Source organism: Sphaerisporangium perillae, from assembly GCF_023276435.1.
Classification (GTDB): Bacteria; Actinomycetota; Actinomycetes; order Streptosporangiales; family Streptosporangiaceae; genus Sphaerisporangium; species Sphaerisporangium perillae.
Genome location: NZ_JALLPO010000006.1, coordinates 1 through 19,230, shown reverse-complemented (window position 1 = coordinate 19,230; position 19,230 = coordinate 1). Strand labels below are relative to the sequence as shown.

The following is a 19,230-nucleotide window of genomic DNA, read 5'->3' as shown; positions in this document are numbered from 1 at the left end:
ATGCGCGTCGTGTGGCTCTGGGCCGTCCTGGCAGGGTTGCTGGCCGCCTTGACGGGTCCCGTCGCCACCGACGACCTGCGACGGCGCGCGGACGCGCTGATCGGGGAGCATCCGGAGATCTGGGCGGGAGCGCGGATCATCCCCGGCGAGCGTTCCCTGCTGGTCGTGGCCGCGACGGCCCGAGCCGACGCCGTCACTCCCGGCCGCGGGGATCCGTCCCCGGAGGCGGCCGGCGCCCCGGGACCCCTCGGCCTGGCCGATCTCGCCCGCCGGGCCGACCGCGCGAGCCTGATCGTCGCCCGCGTCGCCGGGCCCGTGCGCCCGCTGATCCTGGTGCCCGCGACCACCGAGCAGGCGGCCGCGCTCGCCGCGCCCGCGGCCGTGGGCGGCCTCGCGGCGGTGGCCGCCGCCGACCACGTGATCGTCGAGCCGCGCTCGTTCGCCCGCCTGACCGGCACCGGACGCGACGTCGTCCTCGCCCACGAGCTCACGCACGTCGCCATGGGAGCCGCGATGGACGGGCGCACTCCCAAGTGGCTGGTGGAGGGGTTCGCCGACTACGTGGGCTACCTCCACGCCGGGCTCCCCGTGGCCCGCGCCGCCGCCGAGCTGGCCGAGGAGGTGCGCGCCGGGGCGCCGCCCGAGGCGCTCCCCGGCCCCGGCGCGTTCGCCGCCGGCTCCGCACGGCTGGCGCAGGCGTACGAGGAGGCGTGGCTCGCCTGCCGGTATGTCGCCGGGCGCTTCGGCGAGCGCGCGCTCGTGACCCTCTACCGTGAGTCAAGGCGAGGCGACCCGGACACCGCGCTCACCCGGACGCTCGGGATGAGCGAGGAGGAGTTCACCGCCGCGTGGCGCGAGTACGTCCGGCGACAGCTCGCGTGAGAACGGCGGGAGAGCGGCGGGGGGGCGTATGGGAGAGGGGACGGACGAGGTGGCGAGGCTGATCGCGTGGCGAGGTTGATCGAGGGCACCGGCGGGCGCACAGAGACGGGCACGGGGCTGCGGGCCGCGGGGGTCGCCCTGGTGGTGCTGGGCGCGGCGCTGGCCGCCGTGGTGGCCGTCACGACGCCGTGGGACCCGTTGCGCGACGCCCCGGCCGTGGCGGCCGACCCCGCGCGCGACTTCAGCCCCGGGCAGATCGCGCGGGCCGGGGCCTTCGACGCCGCCGTCAACGTCCCGGTGTACCTGTCGCTCGCGGTGACGCTCGTCGTCGCGGGCGTGCTGGTCCTGACGCCCTTCGGGGCATGGCTGGTGGGCCGTCTCAAGGGGCCGTGGTGGGCGCGCACCCTGCTCGGCGTCCTCGCGCTCTCGGGCGTCAGCCTGCTGATCAAATGGCCGCTCGGCATGTTGTACGAGACGCGCCTGCGGGAGTACGGCCTGTCCACCCAGCACTGGGGCGAATGGTCCGCCGACCGGCTCAAGAACTTCGGCGTCCAGACCATCCTCGTCGCGATCATGGTGCTCGCCGTCGTCTGGCTGGCGCGGCGCCGGCCGCGCACCTGGTGGATCCCCGCGGCGGCCGGGGCGTTCCTGCTCACCGTCGTGGCGTCGTTCGTCTATCCGGTCGTCGTCGAACCGCTGTTCAACGACTTCACGCCCCTCCCGCAGGGACGGCTCCGCACCGACCTGATCGCCATGGCGAGCCGCGACGGCGTCCCGGTCGACGACGTGCTGGTCGCGGACGCCTCACGCAGGACCACGGCGCTCAACGCGTACGTCTCGGGCTTCGGCGCGACGCGCCGCATCGTCCTCTACGACACGCTGCTGCGCGCCCCCGCGAACGAGGTCGAGCTGATCGTCGCGCACGAACTCGGCCACGCCAAGCGCGGCGACGTCCTCTACGGGACGATGATCGGCGGGCTCGGAGCCGCCGCCGGCGCGTGCCTGCTCTACCTGGTGACCTCGCTCCCCGCCCTCAGGCGCCGGACGGGAGTGCGGTCGGTGGGCGACCCCCGGGCGGTGGGGCTCCTGCTCGGCCTGATGAGCCTCGCGACCGTGCTGTCCGGACCGGCCGAGAACCTCGTCAGCCGCCAGATCGAGGCCAGGGCCGACGTCCACGCGCTCGACCTCACCCGCGACCCCGTCACGTTCGCCGCGATGCAGAGACGGCTGGCCGTGACCAACATCTCCGACCTGTCGCCGGACGCGTTCGAGTACCTCATGTACGCCTCCCACCCCACGACCCCGCAGCGCTTGGCCCTGGCGCGCTCCTGGGCCCGCCTGAACGGCATGCCGGAACCGTGATCCGGCCCGAGCGCGGCCCCACGCGACCCAAGACGCTGGTCGTGACCAACGACTTCCCGCCGCGCCCCGGCGGCATCCAGGCGTTCGTGCACGCGCTCGCCGTGCGGCGGCCGCCCGGCTCGGTGATCGTGTACGCCTCCCGCTGGCCCGGGTGCGAGGAGTTCGACGCGCGCCAGCCGTACCCCGTCGTGCGGCACGCCGGCTCCCTGATGCTGCCCGTCCCCGATGTGGCCAGGCGGGCGGCGGAGCTGGTCCGGTCGCAGGGGTGTGACACGGTCGTGTTCGGCGCGGCGGCGCCGCTCGGGCTGCTCGCCCCCGCCGTGCGCGCGGCGGGGGCCGAGCGAGTGATCATGCTGACCCACGGGCACGAGGCCGCCTGGGCCGGCGTGCCCCTGGCACGCGGTCTGCTCGCGAGGATCGGCTCCCACGCGGACGTGATCACCTACCTCGGCGACTACACCCGGCAGCGGCTCGCCACGGTGATGCCCCCCGCCCGGCTCGTACGGCTGGCGCCGGGCGTGGACACCGAGGTCTTCCATCCCGGGGCCGGCGGCGCCGAGGTGCGGATGTCGCTGGGAATCGGCAACCGGCCCGTGGTGGTGTGCGTCTCCCGGCTGGTCCCGCGCAAGGGCCAGGACACGCTGGTCCGCTGCTGGCCGGCGGTGCTGCGGGAGGTGCCCGACGCCGTGCTCCTGCTGGTCGGCGGTGGGCCGTCCCGCAAGGCGCTGGAGCAGTCGATCGGCTCGCGCGGCCTGGGCGGCTCGGTCATCGTGACCGGGTCGGTGCCGTGGAGCAGCCTGCCCGCCTACTACGACGCCGGTGACGTGTTCGCCATGCCGTGCCGTACCCGGCTCAAGGGCCTGGACGTGGAGGGCCTCGGCATCGTGTACCTGGAGGCGTCCGCGACCGGGTTGCCGGTCGTGGCGGGCGCCTCCGGCGGCGCGCCCGACGCGGTCCTTCCCGGCGAGACGGGCGTGGTCGTGGACGGCTGCGACCCCGACCAGGTGGCCGCCGCCCTGGTCGGGCTGCTCCGCGACCCCGACCGCGCCCGCGAGATGGGCAGGCGGGGACGGGCCTGGATCGAACGCGAATGGCACTGGGACCTCGTCGCCGACCGCTTTGCCACCCTGCTCGCCACCCCCGGCGTCCCCGAAACCGGCTCCGCCGAGAACCTCAGCTGAGCCGGCATCGGCCTGCGGCCCGCCACGGTGTCCTACAACTGCAGCCAGTGCTGCATGCGGTCGATGAGTTCCTCGGCGTCGACGGGCTTGGTGACGTAGTCGCTGGCTCCCGAGGAGAGGGTCTTCTCACGGTCGCCGTGCATGGCCTTCGCGGTGACCGCGATGATCGGCAGGTCGGAGAAGCGCGGCATCTCGCGGATCGCGGCCGTGGCGGCGTAGCCGTCCATCTCGGGCATCATGATGTCCATCAGGACGAGGTCGACGTCCTCGTTGCGCATGAGCGCGTCGATGCCCTTGCGGCCGTTCTCGGCGTAGAGCACCTGCATGCCGTGCAGTTCCAGGATGTTGGTCAGCGCGAAGACGTTGCGGACGTCGTCGTCGATCACCAGCACCTTGCGGCCGAGCAGACCGCTGTCGACCTTCTCGACGTCCTGCGCGGTGTCCTCCAGGGTCGCCTGGACCAGGGGCAGCACGTCGCCGGGACCCTTGGCCGTCAGGTGGAGGGTGATGCGCTCGCGCAGCTCGTCCAGGCTGGGCAGGCGCTCCAGCGGCTGGGTGCGGGCACGTCCCCGCAGAAGGTTCTCCTGGGGGCGGGTGAGCTTGCGGGTGTGGTGGGCGAGCACGGGCAGCGAGCGCAGGGCGCCGTCCTCGTCGAGCCTTCGCAGGAACTCCGCCGCCGCGTCCTGGGGCATCCCGAGGTCGAGCACGATGCAGTGGTAGCCCTCCCGGGACAGCGCGCCCAGGGCGGTGTCCGGGTCGTTCGCCGTGGTGACCCGCACCGGCCCGTGGGTCTCCGACAGGTCGGACACCACGCTCTGGGCCAGCAGGGACAGCAGCCCGCTCGGCCGTGACTCGACGACGAGCAGGCGGCGTCCCCCGGCATGGCCGTCGGAGCCGCCGGATCCGTCGGCCCTTCCGGATGCGCCGAGCCCGCCCGACCCACCGGGTCCGCCGTCGGCGGGTGAGGCGTACACCGGAGGCTCCGCCGTCCCGGCGGCGCCGGGCCGTGCCTCGACGGCGGAGCCTGGAGCGCCGGTCGCGGGCTTCTCCGAGAAGTGGGTCATCGGGAGGTAGAGGCTGAACGTGCTGCCCTCGCCGAGCGTGCTCACCGCGCGGATCTCGCCGTTGAACAGCGTGGCGATCTCGCGGCTGATGGACAGCCCGAGGCCGGTGCCGCCGTACTTGCGGCTGGTGGTGCCGTCGGCCTGCTGGAAGGCGTCGAAGATCTGGGAGAGGTTCTCGTCGGCGATGCCGATGCCGGTGTCCACGACGTGGAAGGCCAGGACTTCCTGGCCGGGCCCGCTGGGCAGGTCCATGGCGCCGGCCCGCTCCACGCGGAGCTCGACGGTGCCCCGCTCGGTGAACTTCACCGCGTTGGACAGCAGGTTGCGCAGGACCTGCCGGAGCCGCTGCTCGTCCATCATGAGCCGGGTGGGGACGCCGGGCGCCACCTTGACGTCGAACCGCAGCCCCTTCTCGGTGGTCAGCGGCCGGAACGTCGCCTCGACGTAGTCCAGGAGCTGGTGGATGTGGAACGGCTCCAGGGCGAGGTCCATCTTGCCGGCCTCGATCTTGGACAGGTCGAGGATGTCGTTGATGAGCTGCAGCAGGTCGGTGCCGGCCGAGTGGATGACGTTGGCGTACTCGACCTGCTTGGCGGTGAGGTTGCGCGCGGGGTTCTGGGCGAGAAGCTGGGCGAGGATGAGCAGCGAGTTGAGCGGGGTGCGCAGCTCGTGGCTCATGTTGGCCAGGAACTCGCTCTTGTACTTGGAGGCGAGCGCGAGCTGCTGGGCGCGGTCCTCCAGCTCCTGGCGCGCCTGCTCGATCTCGATGTTCTTGGTCTCGATGTCGCGGTTCTGCCGGGCGAGCAGCTCGGCCTTCTCCTCCAGCTCGGCGTTGGAGCGCTGGAGCTCCTCCTGGCCGACCTGGAGCTCGGTCGCCAGGCGCTGGGACTCGGTCAGCAGGGCGTCGGTGCGGGCGTTGGCGACGATGGTGTTGACGTTGACGCCGATGGTCTCGACGAGCTGTTCGAGGAAGTCGCGGTGGACCTGGGTGAAGTGGCCGAGGCTGGCCAGCTCGATCACGCCGAGCACCTGGTCCTCGACGACGATGGGCAGCACGACGAGGCTCGCCGGGCCGGCCTCGCCGAGGCTGGACGCGATCGTGAGGTAGCCCGGAGGGACGTCCTCGATGAGGATGGTGCGCTTGGCGAGCGCGGCCTGGCCGACCAGGGAGTCGCCGAGGGCGTAGCGGCGGGAGACCTCCAGGTGGCCGTAGCCGCCGACCACCCGCAGCTCGGTGCCGGCGGGGCCGTCCTCGGCGAGCAGGAAGGTGCCGTGCTGGGCGCGCACCAGGGGCGCCAGCTCGTTCATGACGAGCTCGGCGACGACGGCGAGGTCGCGGTGGCCCTGCATGAGCCCCGAGACGCGGGCCAGGTTGGTCTTGAGCCAGTCTTGCTCCTGGTTGGCCCTGGTGGTCTCCCGGAGGGACTTCACCATGGAGTTGATGTTGTCCTTGAGCTCGGCCACCTCGCCGGAGGCGTCGACGGTGATGGAGCGGGTGAGGTCGCCGGAGGTGACCGCGCTGGTCACCTCGGCGATGGCCCGCACCTGGCGGGTGAGGTTCCCGGCGAGCTCGTTGACGTTCTCGGTGAGCCGCTTCCAGGTGCCGGAGACGCCTTCGACCTCGGCCTGGCCGCCTAGCCTGCCCTCGCTGCCGACCTCGCGGGCGACGCGGGTGACCTCGGCGGCGAAGGAGGAGAGCTGGTCGACCATGGTGTTGATCGTGGTCTTGAGCTCCAGGATCTCGCCGCGCGCGTCGACGTCGATCTTCTTGGTGAGGTCGCCCTGGGCGACGGCGGTGGTGACCTGGGCGATGTTGCGCACCTGGTTGGTCAGGTTGTTCGCCATGGAGTTGACGTTGTCGGTGAGGTCCTTCCAGGTGCCGGCGACGTTGGGCACCCGCGCCTGGCCGCCGAGCTGGCCTTCGGTGCCGACCTCGCGGGCGACGCGGGTGACCTCGTCGGCGAAGGCGCTCAGCGTCTCGACCATCGTGTTGATCGTCTGGGCGAGCGCGGCGACCTCGCCCTTGGCCTCGACCGTGATCTTCTGGGAGAGGTCTCCTCTGGCCACCGCGGTCGCGACCTGCGCGATCGACCGCACCTGGCCGGTCAGGTTGGAGCCCATGACGTTGACGTTGTCGGTGAGGTCCTTCCAGGTGCCCGAGACGCCGCGGACGGTGGCCTGGCCGCCCAGGTTGCCCTCGGTGCCGACCTCGCGGGCGACGCGGGTGACCTCGTCGGCGAACGCCGAGAGCTGGTCGACCATCGTGTTGATGGTCTCCTTCAGTTCCAGGATCTCGCCGCGGGCGTCCACCCGGATCTTCTGCGACAGGTCGCCTTTGGCCACCGCCGTGGTCACCTCGGCGATGCTGCGGACCTGGGCGGTGAGGTTGTCGGCCATGACGTTCACCGACTCGGTGAGCGCCTTCCAGGTGCCTGAGACGCCCTTGACGTCCGCCTGGCCGCCGAGGCGCCCCTCGGTGCCGACCTCGCGGGCGACGCGGGTGACCTCGTCGGCGAAGGAGGAGAGCTGGTCGACCATCGTGTTGAGCGTGTTCTTCAGCTCGAGGATCTCGCCGCGCGCCGAGACGGTGATCTTCTGGGAGAGATCGCCCCTGGCCACGGCCGTCGCGACCTGCGAGATGTTGCGGACCTGGTCGGTGAGGTTGCCGGCCATGGAGTTCACCGAGTCGGTCAGGTCGCGCCAGGTGCCGGCGACCTCGGTGACCTGCGCCTGGCCGCCGAGCCGCCCGTCGGTGCCGACCTCGCGGGCGACGCGGGTGACCTCGTCGGCGAACGAGGAGAGCTGGTCGACCATCGTGTTGATGGTGTTCTTCAGCTCGAGGATCTCGCCGCGCGCCGAGACGGTGATCTTCTGCGACAGGTCGCCCTTGGCCACCGCCGTGGTGACCTGGGCGATGCTGCGGACCTGGTCGGTGAGGTTGCCGGCCATGGCGTTCACCGAGTCGGTGAGGTCCTTCCAGGTGCCCGAGACGCCGGGCACCTCGGCCTGGCCGCCGAGCTGGCCCTCGGTGCCGACCTCGCGGGCGACGCGGGTGACCTCGGAGGTGAACAGCGACAGCTGGTCCACCATGCCGTTGAAGACGGTGGCGATCTCCTTGTAGAGGCCGTCGCCCTCCTCGGGCAGCCGCGTGCCGAAGTCGCCGTCACGGACCGCCGTCAGCCCCGCCAGCAGCTGCCGCAGGTCGACCTCGGGACCGCCTTTCGCCGGCAGGGTGGATCCACGCTTGGCGGTACTCGCGCTGTCAACCATGTCCACCCTCTGAGTCGAGGCCAATGTATGGCCAAGCCATCGTATAGACGTGCTTGCAGCATCGATGACCTCTTGTGGTGGCCCAGGTCATGTGGCCCGGGGGGCGACCTCAGCCGTAGAGGGCGTCGATGTCCTTGGCGAAGTCGCGCAGCACCAGGTTGCGCTTGATCTTGAGCGAGGGGGTGAGGTGACCGCTCTCCTCGGTGAAGTCGGTGTCGAGGATCACGAACTTCTTCACCTGCTCGGCCTTGGAGACCATGATGTTGGCCTCGTCCACCGCCCGCTGGACGGCGGCGATCACGGCGGGGTCGGAGCAGAGCTGAGCACCGGAGGCGCCGGACTTTCCGTTGGCCTCCTTCCATTGCTCCAGGGCCTCGGGGTCCAGCGTCACCAGCGCCGCGATGAACGGCCTGTCGTCACCGATCACCATGGCCTGGCTGACCAGCGGGTGGGCGCGGATGCGGTCCTCCATGGGCGCGGGGGCGACGTTCTTGCCCGCGGCCGTGACGATGATCTCCTTCTTCCTGCCGGTGATGCGCAGGTAGCCGTCGGCGTCCAGCACGCCGACGTCGCCGGTGTGGAACCAGCCGTCCGCGTCGATGGCCTCGGCGGTGGCCTTGTCGTTGTTCCAGTAGCCGTCGAAGACGTGGCGGCCCTTGACCAGCACCTCGCCGTCCTCGGCGACGGCGATGGTCACGCCGGGGAACGGCTTGCCGACGGTGCCGATCTTGTTGGCTCCGGGGATGTTGACCGCCGAGGGCGCGGAGGTCTCGGTGAGCCCCCAGCCCTCGAAGATCTCGATGCCCGCGCCCTTGAAGAAGTTGCTGAGCCGCTCGCCGAGGGCCGAGCCGCCGCTCACGGCGGCGGTGAGCCGCCCGCCGGTGGCCGCGCGGAGCTTGGCGTACACCAGCCTGTCGTACAGGGCGCGCTGGAGGCGCAGGCCCGCGCCCGCTCCGCCCGAGCTCTCGGCGCGGCTCCACGCGATCGCGACCTCGACCGCCCGGTGGAAGATCTTGCCTTTGAGCGCGCCGCCCGCCGAGGCCTTCAGCTCGGCGGAGTTGTAGACCTTCTCGAACACGCGCGGCACGCCGAGCAGGAACGTCGGCTTGAACGACTGCAGGTCGGGCGCGACGTTCTTCATGTTGGGGGTGTGGGCGAGCACGGTGCCGGTCTCGAGCAGGATGATCTCGATGAGACGGGCGAAGCTGTGGGCCAGCGGCAGGAACAGCAGCGCGGCCCGGCCGTCCACCTCGAAGAGCGCCTCCAGCGGGCCCTTGGCCACGTTGCGCGCGGTGAACAGCAGGTTGTCGTGCGTGAGCCGGCAGCCCTTGGGGCGTCCCGTGGTGCCGGAGGTGTAGATGATGGTGGCCAGGTCGTGGCCGCCGCGGGCCAGGCGGCGCTCCTTCAGCGTCTCCCCCGGGACGTCGGCGCCGCTCGCGGTCAGCTCGCTGAGAGCGCCGGCGTCGATGCGCCACATGGCGGGCTTGTCGGAGATGTCCTCGAGCGCCTGCCGGACCTCCTGCTCGTGCGCCTCGGTCTCGACGATCACGCCCTTGGCGCCGCTGTCGGTGAGGATCCAGTGCACCTGGTCGGCCGAGGAGGTCTCGTAGATCGGCACGCTGACCGCTCCCGCGGCCCAGATCGCGTAGTCGACGACCGTCCACTCGTAGCGGGTGCGCGACATGAGCGCCACCCGGTCGCCCGCTTCGATGCCGGCGTCGATGAGGCCCTTGGCCACGCCGGCGACCTGGTCGCGGAACTCCGAGGCGGTGACCGGGGTCCACGCGTCGCCGACCTTGCGGCTGATCGCGACGGCGCTCGGCTCCTGCTCGCTGCGCTCGAATACGATGTCGGCGCAGTTGGCGGACGGCGGCACGTCCACCAGCACGGGAACGCTGTATTCGCGCACGGTCACTCCTTCGAATGCACGCCCGGAGGCTCTTTCTCCCTGAAGGCTGCCTGGACGCTACCGTGTCGGGCCAATGCTCCGGTAGATCCGTCACCGCGCCTTTATCAAGGGCAAATCCACGCTATCAGTGTCATCTGGCGGGTCGGAGCGACCGCGCCGGTTCGGTTCGTGTGTCGTCGCCGGCCACGCCAAGCGATCGGTTGCTAAAAGGGCGAGTACTACGATGTGCCTCATGCGGGTCCATGTCGTCAGTGACGTCCACGGGCGCGCGGACGCCCTCGCCCGTGCCGCGGACGGCGCCGACGCGCTCATCTGCCTCGGCGACCTGATCCTCTTCGTCGACTACGCCGACCACTCCCAGGGCATCTTCGCCGACCTGTTCGGCGCAGAGCGCGCCTCGGAGTTCATCGGGCTGCGCACGGCCGGCCGCTTCGAGGAGGCGCGGAGCATGTCGGCCGGGCTCTGGGCGACACTCGGCGGCGAGCCGCGCGAGCACATCGAGCGGGCCGTCCGCGACCAGTACGCCCGCATCTTCGCCGCGATGCCGACGCCCGCCTACCTCACCTACGGCAACGTCGACCTGCCCCGCCTCTGGAGCGACCACATCAGGGACGGCCACCACGTGCTCGACGGCCAGACCGTGGAGATTGGCGGGCTCACCTTCGGGTTCGTCGGAGGCGGCCTGCGCACCCGCTACCGCACCCCCAACGAGATCGACGAGGAGGAGTTCGCCCGCAAGGTGGAGGCGGTCGGCGCCGTCGACGTGCTCTGCTGTCACATCCCGCCCGCCGTGCCCGACCTGCTGTACGACGTGGTGGCCCGGCGTTTCGAGCGGGGGAGCGAGGCGACGCTGGAGGCGATCAAGGCCACCCAGCCCCGGTACGCCCTGTTCGGCCACGTGCACCAGCCGCTGGCAGCGCGCACCCGCATCGGCCGCACCGAGTGCGTCAACGTCGGCCACTTCCGCGGCAACGGCCGCCCCTTCGCGCTCGATCTGTGAGCCCCGCCGCCGGCGCGGGCACCGGCGTCGCGGGGAGCACCGGCATGACGTTTCCCAAGCGGCGGGAAGATCACCCCCTCGGACGTTCGCGCGGGAACGGCGAACGAGTACGGTAAGCCCATGGCTGATCGCACCACGTCCAGCATCACGATCGGCGCCGACCCGTCGGCGATCACGGCGGTCATCGCCGACTTCGGCTCCTATCCCCAGTGGGCCGGCCAGGTGAAGTCCGCGGGGGTCCTCTCCGTGGGCGAAGACGGCCGCCCGGCCACCGTCCGGTTCGTCCTCGACGCCGGTGTGATCACCGACGAGTACACCCTCGGCTACCGCTGGGACGACGACCGCGCCGTCGACTGGGAGATGGTCGAGCCCGGCAAGATGCTCTCCGCGCTCACCGGCAGCTACCTGCTCGCCCCCGCCGCGGGCGGCACCGAGGTGACCTACGAGCTGGCCGTCGACCTGAAGGTGCCGATGATCGGCATGGTGAAGCGCAAGGCCGAGAAGGTCATCGTCGACACCGCGCTCAAGGGTCTGAAGAAGCGCGTCGAGGGCCGATGACCACGGGGACCCCGCGCGTCCTGCTCTTCACCGGCAAGGGGGGAGTGGGCAAGACCACCGTCGCCGCGGCCACCGCCACGCTCGCCGCCCGCCGGGGGCGCAAGACGCTCGTGGTCTCGACCGACACCGCGCACTCCCTGGCCGACGCCCTCGGCGTGCCCGGCTCGGGCGAGCCCAGCGAGGCCGCGCCCGGCCTGTACCTGCAGCAGGTCGACACCCAGCGTGCGCTCGAACGCCACTGGGGCGACCTGCGCGAGTACGCGCGGGGCCTGCTCGCCGAGCTCGGCCTGGACGAGGTCACCTCCGAGGAGCTCACGGTGCTGCCCGGCGCCGAGGAGGTCATCGCCCTGCTGGAGCTGCGCGAGCAGGTCCAGACCGGCAGGTGGGACGTGATCGTCGTCGACTGCGCCCCGACCGCCGAGACCCTGCGCCTGCTCGCCCTCCCCGAGGCCCTCGACTGGCACGTCAGCCGCCTGCTGCCCGCCGGCCGCAAGCTGATGCGCGCCCTGGCCCCGGTCGTGCGGCACGTCGCCCGGCTGAGCCTTCCCGAGGACGCCGTCGTGAGCGCGGGGGAGCGGCTGCACCTCGGCCTCATGGGGGTGCGCGATCTGCTGACCGGTGACAACGCCTCCGTACGGCTCGTGCTCACCCCCGAGGCGGTCGTGGTCGCCGAGGCCCGGCGCACCTTCACCTCCCTCAGCCTGTACGGCTACCGGGTCGACGCCGTCGTCGCCAACCGCGTGTTCCCCGAGGGCGGCTCCGACCCCTGGCGGCGCGGCTGGGTGGAGGCCCAGGCGCGCCACCTGGCGGCGGTCGGGGAGTCCTTCGCGCCGCTGCCGGTCCACACCGTTCCCTATCTGCCCGCCGAGCCGGTCGGTCCCGAGGCGCTGGCCGCGCTCGCCGAGGAGCTGTACGGCACGACCGACCCGTTCGCGCCCCCCTCCGGCGAGCCGCCGCTGATCATCCGCTCCGAGGGCGAGGTCCACGAACTGACCCTCGCCCTGCCGCTCGCCGACAAGGAGGCGGTCGACCTGGCGAGGAAGGGGGACGAGCTCATCGTCACCGCCGGCTCCTACCGCCGGGTCCTCGCGCTGCCCGCCGCGCTCGCGCGCAGATCGGTGCGCGACGCCGTGCTCCGTGACGGGCGCCTCCGGGTACGGTTCGAGGCAGGAGGGGCCTGATGACGGACATGAACGAGAACACCAGCGATGAGCGTCGTCCCATTCCACGGGATGAGTGGTTCAAGGAGCGGGACGCTGAACGGCGCGCGGCCGAGCGGGACGAGTGGTTCAAGCAGCATGCCGGCGACCGGCGCGGCGACGCCCGCGACGAGCCGTCCGACGCCCTTGGCTCCGTCGCCCACGAGGCGCGGCGGCTCTTCGACTCCATGCAGCAGCGGGTCGGCCGCGAGATCGGCAAGGGCGTCGTCAAGGGCGGGATGAGCGGCATCGGCCAGGGCCTCGGACAGGTCCTCGGCGGCGCGAACCGCCCGGCCGGGGATGTGTGGAGCGAGGCGGTCTCGGGGCATGACGATGACGAGTACATCTGCCGCGCCTGCCCGGTCTGCCGCCTGAAGGCCGCCCGGCGCGAGGCCGGCGGGGACGTCACCGACCACCTGATCACGGCGGGCGGCGAGCTTCTGGCCGCGTTCCGCCAGGCGGTGGACGCCGTGTCGCGGCCCGCCACGCCGAGGAGCGCCGGCGACACGGACACCCGAGTACAGCACATCGACCTGGGCTGAGGGCCCGGCGTGAGTCTCGGGGGAAGGGATGAGAAATGGCGCTGACGATCGGCGTTGACGTCGGTGGCACGAAGATCGCCGCCGGGGTCGTGGACGAGGACGGCCACATCGTGGAGAACCTCCTGCGACCCACCCCCGCCGACGACCCTGACAAGGTGGCGGAGACGATCGCCGAGGCGGTGCTGGAACTCGCCGGCCGCCACGACGTCGAGGCCGTCGGGCTGGGCGCCGCGGGATTCGTCGACGAGACCCGGTCGATCGTCCGGTTCGCCCCCAACCTCGCCTGGCGCGAGGAGCCCCTGCAGAAGGCCGTGGCCGAGCGGGTCAACCTGCCCGTCGTCGTGGAGAACGACGCCAACGCCATGGCCTGGGGCGAGTACCGCTTCGGGGCCGGGCGCGGCGAGAGCCACGTCGTGTGCATCACCGTCGGCACGGGCATCGGCGGCGGCATGGTCTTCAGCGGCGCGCTGTACCGCGGCCGGTGGGGCATGGGCGCCGAGATGGGGCACATGCAGGTCGTCCCCGAGGGCAGGCTGTGCGGCTGCGGCAACCTCGGCTGCTGGGAGCAGTACGCCAGCGGCAGCGCCCTGGTCCACGAGGCCCGGCTGGTCGCCGCCGCCGACCCCGACCGGGCCGCGCGGATGCTCGCGCTGGCGGGCGGATCGGTCTCCGACATCGAGGGCAAACACGTCACGCAGGCCGCCAGGGAGGGCGACGAGGGGGCCCTCGCCGCCTTCGCGGCCATGGCGGAGTGGCTCGGCCAGGGTATGGCCGACCTCGCCGCCGTGCTCGACCCCGGCCGCTTCATCCTCGGCGGCGGCGTCTCCCGCGCCGCCGACCTGTGGATCGACCACGCCCGCGCGGCCTTCCTGCGAGCGCTGACCGGCCGCGAGCACCGGCCGCACGCCGACATCCGCCCGGCGGAGCTCGGACCGGCCGCCGGCCTGGTCGGCGCGGCGGACCTGGCACGGCATCCCTGACCGGCCCGCCGCAGGACGTCCGCGCTCCATGATGATCCGCGTCGGCACCTACAACGTGCGTTCCATGTACGACGACAACGCCGCGCTCGCGCGGGTCATCAGGGCCATGGCGCCGGACGTCCTTTGCGTTCAGGAGGCGCCCCGGCTGCTGCGCTGGCGGCACAGGCGCGCCGAACTCGCCCGTGCCGCCGGGCTGCGGGTCGTCACCGGCCGGCGCTGGGGCGGCGTCGCGGTGCTGGTGGCCCCCGGTACGCGGGTCCTCCACCGCGAGAGCCACCTGCTGCGGCCGTTCGCCGGCCTGGAACGGCGCGGCGTCGCCATCGCGGTGGTGGAGCACGAGGGCGTCGCGATCACCGTCGCCTCCGTGCACCTCGACCTCGTGGCCCCCGCCCGGCTGTTCCACGCGGTCGAGATCATGGGTCTCGCCGGGAAGGTCGCGAGCCGGTTCGGCACGCCGCTCGTGCTGGCGGGCGATGTGAACGAGCAGCCGGGCGGGCCCGCCTGGAGCTACCTCACCCGCGCCCTGGCCGACTGCTATCTCCTCGCGCCCCGGGGCGACGGCCTGACCTTCAGTGCCAGGCGGCCGGGGATGCGCCTGGACGTGGTGTTCGCCGCGCCGGGCATCGCGGTGCGGTCGTGCGGCGGTGTGGACGCCGACCCCGCCGACCTGACGGCGGCCACCGACCACCTGCCCGTCGTCGCCGAGCTGCTCGCGGGCTGAGCGACGGGCGCACTGGGTTCAGGTGACCGTTTGGTCAACACTGCGACAGCTCACGCGCGCGGGATGGCAGGACACGTACGATTTGGTCATGTCCCGCCGCCTGCCGCGGCGTGCGTTGTCGTTGTGCGTGCTGCTGACCGGCGTGCTGACCGGTGCCCTCACCCGCGCCACATCCCCAGCGCATGCCCACGCCGACCCGCCCCGTCCCCATGCCGCCGAGCGGGGGCCGGCCGGGCTGTTCCAGGAGTCGACGACCGCGCGGCTGCAGACCGACGGCTCCCTGTCCGACGTGGTGGGCCTGTCGAAGTCGAACATCTGGGCCGTCGGCCAGGAGGACGTCTGGGAGGCGTGGCAGAACCGCAGCGTCATCACCCACTGGGACGGCGGCACCTGGACCGAGCTGGGCATCCGCAACGACGCCTCCAACGCCGGCCACCTGCGCTCGGTCGCCGCCGCCTCGCCGCGCGAGATCTGGGCGGTGGGCGAGGGGCACGACGGCCTGCCCTACGTCGTACGCGGCGACGGGTCGGTGTTCGACCGCGTCAGCGTGCCGGAACTCGGCAGCGGCGACTGGCTCGGAGGAGTCGCGGCCGTCCCGGGCCGCATGGTGGCCGTGGGCGGACGGGCCGGCAAGACGCTCGTCGCGACGTCCACCGCCAAAGGCTGGACCGCCGTCCAGGGCAAGGCCAAGGGCATGCTGTACGGCGTCGCGCTGACGCGCAAGGGCGACGGCTGGGCGGTGGGCGACGACGGCACCGAGCCGCTGATCATGCGGCTGGCCGGCAACACCTGGAAGCCGGTGACGGCGCCCAGCGTCGCCGGAGGGTTCCTGCGGGACGTCTCCATGGAGGGGCCGAAGAAGGCCGTCGCCGTGGGCGGGATCTACCACGACGACGGCAAGATCTCCCCGCTGGTCCTCACGTGGAACGGCAAACGCTGGCGGCAGGTGCCGGTGCCCGACCGCTACGCCGAGTTGTACGGCGTCACCGGCGACGGGAAGGGCCACTTCTGGGTGTCGGGCTACGATCCCGAGCATCCGGGCGAGGCGTACCTGCTGCGCGGCGCCGGGTCGGCCTGGCGGCTGGTCCGCGGAGAGACGCCCACCAGGCCGCGCACGATGCGCCTGCAGGCCGTCACCCACGTCGGCGACCTGACGATGGCCGTCGGGCACGTGGTGGACGCGAACGACCACTACACCGATGTGATCGAACGCTTCCAGCCGAACACCGCCAAGGCCGGCGGCTCGACCGCCAAGACGACCGGCGCCCCGGCGGAGCGATGACCCACGGCCCGGCTTCCGGGCCGTTTCGCAGGTATCTGTGACCCGAGCTGAAGCGGAATTGGAGTGAAGCTGTAGCGCCTCGCCCGAGCGTGTGCTCTGGCAGGACGAACCCGTCCTTGCCATGAGAGCACGCAGAGAGAGGCACCTCCTCATGGAGCTGATCCGCAAGCCGTCAGCGATCGCCGCCGGACCGCCAGGAGACGGGCCGCCCCCGGGGAGATCACGACCCGCGCGGACACGCAGGTTGTTCGTGCGCACAGTGCTCGCCCTCGCCGCCGGCGCAGCCATGATCGTAGCCATGGCCCTGCCGGCGGGCGCCGCCCCGGCGGGGTATTCCGTGCTCGGCACCGACGTATCGAATCATGACGGCGCGATCGACTGGAGTGGAGTCGCCGCCAAGGGAGTGAAGTTCGGCTGGGCGAAGGCGACAGAGGGCCTCGACTTCGTCGATCCGCAGTACGGGGCGAACTACCGCGGCGCCAAGAGCAACGGGGTGTACATCGGGGCCTATGCCTTCGGCCGTCCCGACAAGGGGGCGGGCACCGGAAAGGCGCAGGCCGACTATCTGGTGGATCACGCGCAGTACGTCAACGACGGCAAGACGCTCCCCCTGCAACTCGACATTGAGTGGCCCTGGTGGACCACGGCCGCCCCCATCTATCCGTGCTACGGGCTGTCCAGCGGCCAGATGGTGCAGTGGATCCGCGACTTCGTGAACGAGGTGAAGGCCCGAACAGGCCGGGAGGCGGCGATTTACACCAATCCCAACTGGTGGAACCAGTGCACGGGAAGCAATACTTCTTTCGCGGCGAACCCTCTCGAGACTTCCAACTACAGCGGATCACCCGGGGCACTGCCGGCTGGATGGTCGCGGTTCACCGCCTGGCAGTACCAGGGCTCGTCGAGCACCATTCCGGGCTCGCCCACGGCTTTCAACGGCACTTCGAGCGACCTCGCGGCATTCGCCGGTGGCGGCGATCTCGGGGTTCTGGAGTTCTATCTGTCCGACAGTCAGACCTCGAGTGTCGCGACGCGGCCGGTGATCAGTTACGGGCAAAGTCCGATGGTGCCGATTTCGGGTGACTGGGATGGCGACGGCAAGGACACGGTGAGCACCTACGATCCGACTACCGGCAAGTTCTTCATCAGCAATGATCCGGTGACGGGACTGGCGCAGTACACGTTCGTGTACGGCAATCCCGGTGCCGTTCCGCTGGTCGGTGACTGGGACGGGGACGGCAAGGACAACATCGGTGTTCAGATGGGCAACGGGTTCTACATGCGGACAAGTCCGGTGACCTTGGCCACCGAGACCACGGTGTCGTTGGCCTATGGGGACGCCGGTATGGTGCCGATTTCGGGTGACTGGAATGGCGATGGCAAGGACTCGGTGAGCGCCTACGATCCGACTACCGGCAAGTTCTTCATCAGCAATGATCCGGTGACGGGACTGGCGCAGTACACGTTCGTGTACGGCAACCCCGGTGCCGTTCCGCTGGTCGGTGACTGGGACGGGGACGGCAAGGACAACATCGGTGTGCAGATGGGCAACGGGTTCTACATGCGGACCAGTCCGGTGACCTCGGCCACCGAGACCACGATGTCGATCGGCTACGGCAACGGGAGCGGAGAGCTGCCGGTCATCGGTGACTGGGACGGCGACGGAAAGGACAGCCAGGGCATCGCCAGGTGAACTCGCGAGGAGCTTCTCGCTGAGACGCCTATTCGCAGGGGGCGGGCTCGATGCCCGCTCCCTGTTTCCGTGCCCCGGGATTCCGGCGCATCGGTGAGTGGGGCGCCCGCCTTTTCAGCAGAATCATCGCAGGTCCGATGCCCCGGGCCGCGCATTATCATTCTGTAGCGAATTTGAAGTGAAGTTCTAGAGCGCTGGTCGACCATATGAGTGCCGGTGAAGGAAACGCCGGCCCAGCGAAATCAGTGTGAAAGGACTTTTATGAGTGCTTCAGCTTCGGCTCGGCTCGCACACCGCTTTTCCCGGCTCGTCGCGGCGACCGCCACGATGACTCTCGCATTCGCCGGTGTCGCGGTGACACAGGCACCTCAGGCCAGTGCCGCGTCGGACGTCGGCGGCCACATCACCCAGTCCGAGGTGATCGCCCGCGCCTGGGACTGGGTCAATCGGCGGCCTTACATCAAGTACGACAGCAGCGGTAACACCAGTGCCCCGGACGCGCAGGGCAGGCCGTACCGCCCCGACTGCTCGGGAGCGGTCTCCATGGCCTGGCACCTGGCGAGGAGCCTGACCACCGCGACCCTGCCCGGCAGTTCCGTACTGATCTCCAGCCACCCGTCCAGCGGCACCGACCTTCGCCCCGGTGACCTTCTCAACGTGGACAACGGGCCGAACGGTGAGCATCACGCGGTTCTGTTCGACCATTGGGAAGCGGACCACGTCCATTTCTCCGTCTTCAGTTTCGGCGGGGGAAGCGACGGCAACTCACCGCCTCAGCACGAAACCGGGAGGACGTTCAGCGGCACGGTCGGCGGTCACCCGGGTTCCATCTACAAGGCCTACCGCTACTCGAACGTCGATCAGGTCCCCGATCTCGGGGTTCTGGAGTTCTATCTGTCCGACAGTCAGACCTCGAGTGTCGCGACGCGGCCGGTGATCAGTTACGGGCAAAGTCCGATGGTGCCGATTTCGGGTGACTGGGATGGCGACGGCAAGGACACGGTGAGCACCTACGATCCGACTACCGGCAAGTTCTTCATCAGCAATGATCCGGTGACGGGACTGGCGCAGTACACGTTCGTGTACGGCAATCCCGGTGCCGTTCCGCTGGTCGGTGACTGGGACGGGGACGGCAAGGACAACATCGGTGTTCAGATGGGCAACGGGTTCTACATGCGGACAAGTCCGGTGACCTTGGCCACCGAGACCACGGTGTCGTTGGCCTATGGGGACGCCGGTATGGTGCCGATTTCGGGTGACTGGAATGGCGATGGCAAGGACTCGGTGAGCGCCTACGATCCGACTACCGGCAAGTTCTTCATCAGCAATGATCCGGTGACGGGACTGGCGCAGTACACGTTCGTGTACGGCAACCCCGGTGCCGTTCCGCTGGTCGGTGACTGGGACGGGGACGGCAAGGACAACATCGGTGTGCAGATGGGCAACGGGTTCTACATGCGGACCAGTCCGGTGACCTCGGCCACCGAGACCACGATGTCGATCGGCTACGGCAACGGGAGCGGAGAGCTGCCGGTCATCGGTGACTGGGACGGCGACGGAAAGGACAGCCAGGGCATCGCCAGGTGA

14 protein-coding genes are annotated in these 19,230 nt (G+C 70.9%); 12 read left to right on the top strand and 2 right to left on the bottom strand.

Going from position 1 to position 19,230, the window contains the following annotated elements; all coding sequences use genetic code 11:
• From MYF83_RS07225 to MYF83_RS07215, 3 genes are all read left to right on the top strand, one after another.
• Positions 1–882: a hypothetical protein gene (locus MYF83_RS07225; RefSeq protein WP_248959405.1), complete on the top strand. Its 882-nt coding sequence runs from the start codon at positions 1–3 to the stop codon at positions 880–882.
• 66 nt (positions 883–948) lie between these two features.
• Positions 949–2,244, top strand: a complete 1,296-nt coding sequence (locus tag MYF83_RS07220; protein ID WP_248959404.1) for a M48 family metallopeptidase — start codon at positions 949–951, stop codon at positions 2,242–2,244.
• 41 nt (positions 2,245–2,285) lie between these two features.
• The gene (locus tag MYF83_RS07215; protein WP_308201409.1) at positions 2,286–3,425 is read left to right on the top strand and encodes a glycosyltransferase family 4 protein; all 1,140 of its coding nucleotides are present in this window, start codon (positions 2,286–2,288) and stop codon (positions 3,423–3,425) included.
• Positions 3,426–3,457: 32 nt separating this feature from the next.
• Here MYF83_RS07215 and MYF83_RS07210 read toward each other — a convergent pair whose 3' ends face one another.
• Positions 3,458–7,759 carry a HAMP domain-containing protein gene (locus tag MYF83_RS07210; protein ID WP_248959403.1) on the bottom strand — a complete coding sequence of 1,434 codons (4,302 nt, stop codon included), beginning with the start codon at positions 7,757–7,759 and terminating at the stop codon, positions 3,458–3,460.
• A 109-nt stretch (positions 7,760–7,868) separates the two neighbouring features.
• Positions 7,869–9,668: an AMP-dependent synthetase/ligase gene (locus MYF83_RS07205; RefSeq protein WP_248959402.1), complete on the bottom strand. Its 1,800-nt coding sequence runs from the start codon at positions 9,666–9,668 to the stop codon at positions 7,869–7,871.
• Between the two features lie 232 nt (positions 9,669–9,900).
• Between MYF83_RS07205 and MYF83_RS07200 the strand changes: the two genes are divergently transcribed.
• The 9 genes from MYF83_RS07200 to MYF83_RS07160 all read left to right on the top strand — a co-directional run bounded on the left by MYF83_RS07200 (position 9,901) and on the right by MYF83_RS07160 (position 19,230).
• On the top strand, positions 9,901–10,668 hold the full coding sequence (locus tag MYF83_RS07200; protein ID WP_248959401.1) for a metallophosphoesterase family protein: 768 nt from the start codon (positions 9,901–9,903) through the stop codon (positions 10,666–10,668).
• A gap of 120 nt (positions 10,669–10,788) precedes the next feature.
• Complete coding sequence (locus MYF83_RS07195; protein WP_248959400.1) at positions 10,789–11,226, top strand: SRPBCC family protein; 438 nt, start codon at positions 10,789–10,791, stop codon at positions 11,224–11,226.
• Entirely contained in the window at positions 11,223–12,407 is a 1,185-nt protein-coding gene (locus MYF83_RS07190) for an ArsA family ATPase (RefSeq protein WP_248959399.1), read from the top strand. The genes MYF83_RS07195 and MYF83_RS07190 overlap by 4 nt, the downstream gene beginning before the upstream one ends.
• Positions 12,407–12,967, top strand: coding sequence for a DUF5304 family protein (locus MYF83_RS07185; protein WP_248959398.1), 561 nt, complete (start codon positions 12,407–12,409; stop codon positions 12,965–12,967). The genes MYF83_RS07190 and MYF83_RS07185 overlap by 1 nt, the downstream gene beginning before the upstream one ends.
• A 35-nt stretch (positions 12,968–13,002) precedes the next feature.
• Complete coding sequence (locus MYF83_RS07180) at positions 13,003–13,947, top strand: ROK family glucokinase (protein ID WP_248959397.1); 945 nt, start codon at positions 13,003–13,005, stop codon at positions 13,945–13,947.
• 28 nt (positions 13,948–13,975) lie between these two features.
• Complete coding sequence (locus MYF83_RS07175; protein WP_248959396.1) at positions 13,976–14,668, top strand: endonuclease/exonuclease/phosphatase family protein; 693 nt, start codon at positions 13,976–13,978, stop codon at positions 14,666–14,668.
• Positions 14,669–14,756: 88 nt separating this feature from the next.
• On the top strand, positions 14,757–15,950 hold the full coding sequence (locus MYF83_RS07170; RefSeq protein ID WP_248959395.1) for a beta propeller repeat protein: 1,194 nt from the start codon (positions 14,757–14,759) through the stop codon (positions 15,948–15,950).
• 250 nt (positions 15,951–16,200) lie between these two features.
• Positions 16,201–17,643, top strand: a complete 1,443-nt coding sequence (locus tag MYF83_RS07165; protein WP_248959394.1) for a GH25 family lysozyme — start codon at positions 16,201–16,203, stop codon at positions 17,641–17,643.
• A gap of 216 nt (positions 17,644–17,859) precedes the next feature.
• Entirely contained in the window at positions 17,860–19,230 is a 1,371-nt protein-coding gene (locus tag MYF83_RS07160; RefSeq protein ID WP_248959393.1) for a hypothetical protein, read from the top strand.